The organism is Corynebacterium sp. HMSC05C01 (assembly GCF_001807155.1).
GTDB lineage: Bacteria > Actinomycetota > Actinomycetes > Mycobacteriales > Mycobacteriaceae > Corynebacterium > Corynebacterium coyleae.
In genome coordinates, this window is sequence record NZ_KV787963.1 from 4,901 (window position 1) to 11,373 (window position 6,473).

Here is a 6,473-nt window from a genome sequence, read left to right on the forward strand (position 1 = left end):
GCAGGTGATTGTGGAGGATGTTGAGGCTGCACGGCGGGAGACCGGAGATCTAGCGACGATGGCTGAGGTTGTGCGCGGGGAGGTGGTGCTGGATCCGACGCGGCGGGTGGTGTTTAAGACCGTCGGGATGCCGTGGAAGGATCTGGCGGTGACGCAGGTTATCGCGGGAGAGGGGTAGCTACTGCGCGGACTCTAGGGAAGTTGGTCGGGTCCGACGCGTTCTAGAATCCGTGTAGCACTCTGAAGAGGAAGGACATCGTGATGGCGCGGGCCAAGAAAATAGTGACTGCCGAGGATGCCAAAAAGAAACTTGGGATTACTTCGTTTCGGGAGCTCTCCGGGAAAAGGTAATTGAGCTCCTCAGCAACATGGGAGGTATGGATCCCGAGACGAGAAAACTCATTATTGCGCAGTTTCCGAGTTTTAAAGATTTTGGAAATCGAGCAATCGATGCGCTGGATAGCGCGCAGAACAAAGTTCAAGAGGCGGATTCGGTTGAGGCACATCAGGTGCATCAGGGTTGGATTGAAGTGCGGGGGATCCTTAAAGAAGAGCTCAAACGTGACGGGTTGAGTGAATCGATGCGCAAATTCATCCTTGAGAAGCTGATTGAGACAGCGGACCGGCAGGAGAATGTCCTTCAAAAGAGTCGGATTAACCGGCAGGAGATCTTGGAATGGACCAAGGTGGCGGTTGGTGGGGTGGTTACCGTTGGTGCTGTGGTCGCAGCGGCGGTACTGAAGGAGCGGGGTTAAGTAACAAAATGTCCGCGTCTCCTTTTGCCTCTTAACCCCATTTTGTCGTCTAACGCCAAAACGCCCCGCATGCGGAGAGCGGGGCGTTTTGTTGCTCCTCCAACTGGGCTCGAACCAGTGACCCTTCGATTAACAGTCGAATGCTCTGCCAACTGAGCTATGGAGGAATATTTTGTTGTGTTGCTCATTGCTGTGCAACGAGATGTAACAATAGCGTGGATTGTTATAGGTGCAAAATCGCCTGGTCAATGCGGATAATTGTGCGTTAGTGTGGCGTTTATGATTATTCCTGTTGGTAGGGTTCGCCCACACGCACTTGCTGGTGGCCTGATCGGGTTGGGCGTGGTGTTCATGCTCACGGCGCCGCGCTTTGAGGATTGGCGTGCGCTGACATTCGTGGGCTTGGCGCTGATTATTCCGTCGGGGGTGTGGCTTGTGGCGGACCGGTGGTTTCGGCGGCCACGTGGGGTGGTGTGGTGGTTGCTCATCGCTGCGTCGGTTGCACTTGGGGTGTGGGGGATTGCGCTATTTCCCGCGACATAGGTGGTGATGGTGAGTAGGGTGGGGGACATGAAGAAACCGATGCTTGCTCTCGGCGTCGCTGCCGCCGTATCCACCTCCGCTGTTGTTGCTCCGTATGCGTTAGCGGAAAGTAGCGCGTCGCAAGGCGATAGTGCTGTTACTCGGGAGGAAGGTACGGCGGGGGATGAGGGGTCGTCGTTAAGCAATGGCGCCATTGTGGGCATCTCGCTGGGTGTCCTGGCGGCCGTTGGTATTGGTGGGGCAGTTGCGGTGCAGCAGGGGTGGCTGGAACTGCCGGAGCCGCTGAATGCTCAGGTGCTTGGTGGGCTTGCGGCGATCGCGTCGGCGCTGGCGGTGCCTGCGCTTGCGCCGAAGCAGAAGGCGAAGCCGGCGGGGAACTCGTGCTCGCCAGCTGCGTTTGACGCGGTTGTGCCGGAGTGGCCGGCAGGGTTTGGTACGTCGGTGAACTTCTGCGACGGCAAGTGGGCCGTTGCGGGTGCGAAGGGGACGGACTGGATCCTGTTCTTCAAGAACACTGACGGCAAGTGGGCCAGGATTCCGGCTGATGGTACGAAGCGGACGGGCATGACGCAGGCGTGCTACAACGGCATCAAACTGCGTCAGCAGGGCGCGCCGGAGGCGTTCATGCGCGAGGTGCCGGTGTGTACGCCGGCGGAGATTGGGGCGTAGGAGTCGATTCCTCCCTTCCTTCGCGTTACCGAAGTTTATATCGAGTGGCAATAGGCATCCTTGAAACATGGTTCACTCGCACTGGCTGCCGGAATATTTCAGGGGAGCTATTAGCAAATCGTGCCTGTTTCCAGCCTATTTTTCTGGGCTAGCAAAGGCTGGGGTAGAAATCGTGCCTACCAGTACACGGTTTCGTAAGTCAGATTTCGGGGTTCTTTCGGCTGTGTCGAGTGGTTTAAATCAGCGACTAATTTCCTCGCCCTTAGCACTAACAGTGTGACGGTAAGATCGTCAGAGAAATAAAGGACGGGTGGGGGAGATAGATGACCGTTGACCTAAAGGTTAGCGTTAGCAGAATCAAGTGGGGTGTTGACAACTCAGTCTGGATCCCTTCCCCATTGAATCTGCTCTTGGGTCTCATTGATAGCCCGCAGAGTCAAAGCGGAAACTGCCACTGTTTCTATAATCGCTAGTGAAACAGCAGTTGCAAGGATAGGGAGCGATAGTTTCGGGGGGATAGATTCAGGGGTAAACAGTGCTAGCACGAATGACAAGGCGAGCAAAGTTAGCGCGGAGTACACTAGCTTTCGGGGAAGGGAATGCTTGCTCATTGATCGCATGCGTCGCGCGCCGGACGAATCCCCAGTGTAAATTACAGTGACAGAGGTAGAGACGAAGGCCGCTAGTACTCCGAAAACACCCGAAAGTGTTTTGAATACTTCGTTGAGGTCGTTTATGTAACTGCTTGTCCAGAGGGGCGAGCTTGGCGGAATAACATAGAAAGATATCGTTCCCCAGAAGAGAACGAGTGCCAACCGCCAAAGCCCGGGGGCCACAGCGTGGCGGATTGCGTAAGGCGTTGCCTCGGCCCCATCACTTAATAGTTTGATCGCTCTAGACATTTGAATTACCACTGCTAGCTTTTGGGTACATCCGGTACCCGTTCGTGAAGAATTGATCTCAGCTCGCTATAGACACTATCGATGGTTTTCACCGCAGATTGCATGAAATCACTGCTGTTGTTGCGATCGTCCCATCGGACTGTGGCTCGATGCGTTATCCGGTCGGAAAAAAGATCGTAAGTTTGAACTTCTCCTTCGGCTGATTTTGCAGCTACTTTGGCGCCCGTCACTTTATTTTCGTCGGTAAAGATTGGGGTCCTAACGACTTCATCCACGAAATCTGCAATCTCTTCTGCGTTTTGGCTTTTCTGTTTTGTTCTGCCCGCCCTGAATTTAATTGACACTTCCATGCCCCGGTTTTTGTTGAGATCCGATGGCATTAGACCGAATATGCTGAGATCGTCTTTGTCCATCTGATTAGGGCGGAGTTTGAATTCCGCTGCGTTGATGGTAAAACCTTTCTTCTTGATCAGCTTATCTAGAACATCTGTCCTGGTAATGGGCCTTGCGGACCAACGTGCCTGTGAATCGGAGTATGGCGGAGAAAACTGAGACAGCCATCGCGCTACATCTGTGTGGCTTGGAGCGCCCATGTTTGAGGAAAGAAGTCCGAAGATGTTCCGTTCGTAGAAGGTAACAACAGTTTCCTCTGCCGGATCCCAATCTTGACCAGATCCGGCCATGCCTTTGCGCTCCCCTGTCTGTAGGTTTCTTTCGCGGGGAGGGATGGTTCGGTCAACGCTGAGCGAAATTGCATACTTTCCAGCTGTTTTTCGGACCTGCCCATCAACGGTTTTTCCGTTTCGTTGGATAGCCTTCGGAGTAGTCGTGACTGCAGCGTCTACTGGCTCAGCGATGTCTTTGAGGCGAGTCTGCCAGTCAACTCCCGCCACTGGCAGACTGTCGATGCTTTTGCTCGTTTTACCGTTCCTACTATCCTCTCTGATGTGGCTTCCATCTTTCGAGAATGTGTGAAGTTGGAAGAACGAAACAGTTGCATTTTTTTCGCGAATTGTCATTTATCGGCTCCTTGGCTTTCGTATCGAATTCTAGTTAACGGCGCCGCCAATGTGGTTTAGGCCAATATGGATTAGTATGTGTGGTCAATTTGTGTCGCGTACCTCAAATCTTGTACCAGCACTCTCCAACTCGATCCTGCTACCTGAAATTCTCTTTGCGTGCCGTGGGGGTTATGTACTCGTTGACGAGCGAAAAGGGTGCTGGGGATTCCAGCGTGGAGCTGGGCCGAGCGGGCTACTGATAAGTGCTAAGTCATGAAGAAAATGAAACAGTCGGTCAGCATGAGCATCGTGTGGGGCAGCAACGGAGACTTTAGGGTGCCCGCGCCAGCCTTTTTGTAGTACTTCTGCAGCGTTCAGGACGGGGTGTCTACACTGATCGGACGCCAATGTGTGCTCGACGCCTTCCCCAAATGCTTGCTACACCGCCGTTGAGTGGGAACCATCTCGTCGTTGGATGCTTCACACCCCTTGCCTGTCACCGGGCGCTAGTGGGCTACTGAGCAGGGGCCGTTGCGAATTTTGGCCAGCTTTGCTCGGGGGTCTGCGAACGTTCGGGCGAACCGCTTTCTCTCGGCGCGACTGTTTGCATGTTTGGGTTTTCGCTGAGCTTATAGCTTCGTGAGTGTGACGGTCGGTAAACGGCCAAAGAAGAAAAGTGGCCCTGGGGTATCAATCCCAGGGCCACCCGGCGTTCCGACTGGCTACTCTGTGCCCGGCGAACCCCGATCCCCACCTGGGGGAGGCAAGCGCGGCGCTCTTTGTGAGCCACTCGGCTGTGCAGGTTTCCTCGATTCCTGCAGTACCGCCTGGCGATCGTTCATCAAGATCTCTCAGCCCCCAATCCTTCCACATGAAGGGAGAGGTAGAGCGGTCTTGGCTATTTGGATCGCTTGGAAAGAAGTATAGGCAGAAGTTTCATTTTTGGTCAAGGGACCAGTAGTTTTATTTTGTAGTGTGCCACTTTTCGCATTGGTGCTATCCCGATTGCGGGGCAACAAATGGTACGGTTTTGGGGAATTGACCTATACAGTTACAGCGATAGCTATGGAGATCCATGAATTCCTCATCGACTGCAATGAACAATAACAGGGGTGCACTCGTCGCTCAAGCAGCAGTGCTGGCCAACGCCCTGAAGCGTCAAACAGGCCGTGACGCGATCCCGGTTCGGTCGCGTTTTGTCCGCGAGCTTGGGAATCCGATCGGGAAAGTAGCGAACACGCCCCTGAAAAACCTGGTGAGGCGAGGGGATCGGGATGGCATTACCATTCGTCTCTATTTAGGCCTTCTCTGGATCTCGACCGCACCTCCTTACGACAGCACCGTCTCAGCGGAGCGATGGGCACATCTGCTGGCGTTGGATTTGAAGACGAACTATCGACGAAGGGTTTACGAGGCGTTTCAGCGCCTGGAGAACCAGAAATTAATCAAGGTGAAAAGACAACCGGGGGCTGTTTCTACCATTTTGCTTTTGGATGAAGGGGGGAAGGGTGTTGCCTATAAGGCGCCGAGACAGGCAAGACGCGCGGCAGATGCGTGGATTAAGGTCCCATCCGGACTGTGGCAAATGGAAGAGTTTTACGATCTGAAAACCCCCGGGTTGGCCATGCTGCTTGCGATATTGGCTGACACGTCGCCAAAGACGGGCTACGCCTGGTGGTCGCCAGCCCATTTTGAGCGGCGCATCGGTTTGAGCCAGTCCACACGCTCTCGGGGGGTGGGAGAACTTAAAGACGCGGGCCTGCTCGAGATCCGGCGGAAGAGACTCGCACCGGGGGAAGGCAGCTTCTCCAATGACAAGTTTAGGAATACCTACCGGCTAACTCTGGATAAGCCCATTCTGGCTACGGAAATGTTTTCTCGCGTGGAACAGGAAGAAGCCGACTAGTGCTCGTCTGCTAGCCGAAAGGCGTTTGGGGGAGAACATCAGCGCCTTTCGTGCGTGCAGGTGTGGCTACCCCGGTAACTCATCGGGGGCGGGTTATGCGTGGTGTCGAGGAAGCGGCAGATCATGAAGAAGATGGACAAGCCGATCAGTATGGGGACCCGACACCGGGCGAGTAGTTAAGCCTTGACTATGCGGAGGTTCGGTCGGCGTAATGACGGGGAAGGGCGGACGCTTGGATTTGCAGGCTCTAGGCTGGGAAGGGCGCTTGCTGCTGCGTTGAGGGTGAGAAAATGCAGGTCTTGCACCGGGATGTGAGTAGTGTCGGCGATGCTGCGCGCGGACTGGCCACCGTCCGGGCTGAAAACGAAGTCGAAGACTCGAGACCTTTCGTACTGTAAATCGCTTCCAGGCTCGCTGGTTCGGAACCCACGGCTGGAAAGTATCCCAAGGTACTGACGAAATTGGCGGTCGCTGAGCTTGCCGGCATTGAACACTGCCATGAGTGCAGCCATTGCGGATACTTTTAATTTTGTTTTGAGTCTGAGGATGTCGTCAAGACTTGGGTGCAACCGAAGGTTTGCGTGAATCACGTCGGTCGGGATGAGAAATTCTGAGGCGAATTTGTTTGCTTCGTCCTCTCGATCGGTAGGGGGTATCCGGGGCACTTTGAAGTGTCCCAGGTTTTGTTCCGTTTGAG

The 6,473-nt window shown here is 54.4% G+C and carries 6 protein-coding genes and 1 tRNA gene; 4 read left to right on the forward strand and 3 right to left on the reverse strand.

The window, feature by feature from the left end:
* Positions 1 to 377: 377 nt before the first annotated feature.
* On the forward strand, positions 378 to 755 hold the full coding sequence (locus HMPREF3145_RS07780; RefSeq protein ID WP_070422675.1) for a hypothetical protein: 378 nt from the start codon (positions 378 to 380) through the stop codon (positions 753 to 755).
* 94 nt (positions 756 to 849) lie between these two features.
* Here HMPREF3145_RS07780 and HMPREF3145_RS07785 read toward each other — a convergent pair.
* Positions 850 to 922 (reverse strand) — tRNA-Asn (locus HMPREF3145_RS07785).
* A gap of 112 nt (positions 923 to 1,034) precedes the next feature.
* Between HMPREF3145_RS07785 and HMPREF3145_RS07790 the strand changes: the two genes are divergently transcribed.
* Together HMPREF3145_RS07790 and HMPREF3145_RS07795 are read left to right on the forward strand one after the other, a co-directional pair.
* Positions 1,035 to 1,298 (forward strand): hypothetical protein, encoded by a 264-nt coding sequence (locus HMPREF3145_RS07790; protein ID WP_141740845.1) that lies wholly within the window; start codon positions 1,035 to 1,037, stop codon positions 1,296 to 1,298.
* 27 nt (positions 1,299 to 1,325) lie between these two features.
* Positions 1,326 to 1,967 carry a hypothetical protein gene (locus HMPREF3145_RS07795; protein ID WP_070422677.1) on the forward strand — a complete coding sequence of 214 codons (642 nt, stop codon included), beginning with the start codon at positions 1,326 to 1,328 and terminating at the stop codon, positions 1,965 to 1,967.
* Positions 1,968 to 2,883: 916 nt separating this feature from the next.
* Here the strand turns inward: HMPREF3145_RS07795 and HMPREF3145_RS07800 are convergent.
* Entirely contained in the window at positions 2,884 to 3,888 is a 1,005-nt protein-coding gene (locus tag HMPREF3145_RS07800; protein ID WP_070422678.1) for a DUF6731 family protein, read from the reverse strand.
* Between the two features lie 1,057 nt (positions 3,889 to 4,945).
* Between HMPREF3145_RS07800 and HMPREF3145_RS07805 the strand changes: the two genes are divergently transcribed.
* Positions 4,946 to 5,776 carry a hypothetical protein gene (locus HMPREF3145_RS07805; protein ID WP_141740846.1) on the forward strand — a complete coding sequence of 277 codons (831 nt, stop codon included), beginning with the start codon at positions 4,946 to 4,948 and terminating at the stop codon, positions 5,774 to 5,776.
* Positions 5,777 to 5,952: 176 nt separating this feature from the next.
* Here the strand turns inward: HMPREF3145_RS07805 and HMPREF3145_RS07810 are convergent.
* A partial coding sequence (locus tag HMPREF3145_RS07810; RefSeq protein WP_141740847.1) for an ImmA/IrrE family metallo-endopeptidase occupies positions 5,953 to 6,473 on the reverse strand: 521 nt, incomplete at its 5' end.

Excerpts from the sequence above, each read along its gene's own strand:
- HMPREF3145_RS07800 (WP_070422678.1), bottom strand. The coding sequence starts at position 3,888 with ATGACAATTCGCGAAAAAAATGCAACTGTTTCGTTCTTCCAACTTCAC.
- HMPREF3145_RS07795 (WP_070422677.1), top strand. The coding sequence starts at position 1,326 with ATGAAGAAACCGATGCTTGCTCTCGGCGTCGCTGCCGCCGTATCCACC.
- HMPREF3145_RS07790 (WP_141740845.1), top strand. The coding sequence starts at position 1,035 with ATGATTATTCCTGTTGGTAGGGTTCGCCCACACGCACTTGCTGGTGGC.
- HMPREF3145_RS07780 (WP_070422675.1), top strand. The coding sequence starts at position 378 with ATGGATCCCGAGACGAGAAAACTCATTATTGCGCAGTTTCCGAGTTTT.
- HMPREF3145_RS07805 (WP_141740846.1), top strand. The coding sequence starts at position 4,946 with ATGAATTCCTCATCGACTGCAATGAACAATAACAGGGGTGCACTCGTC.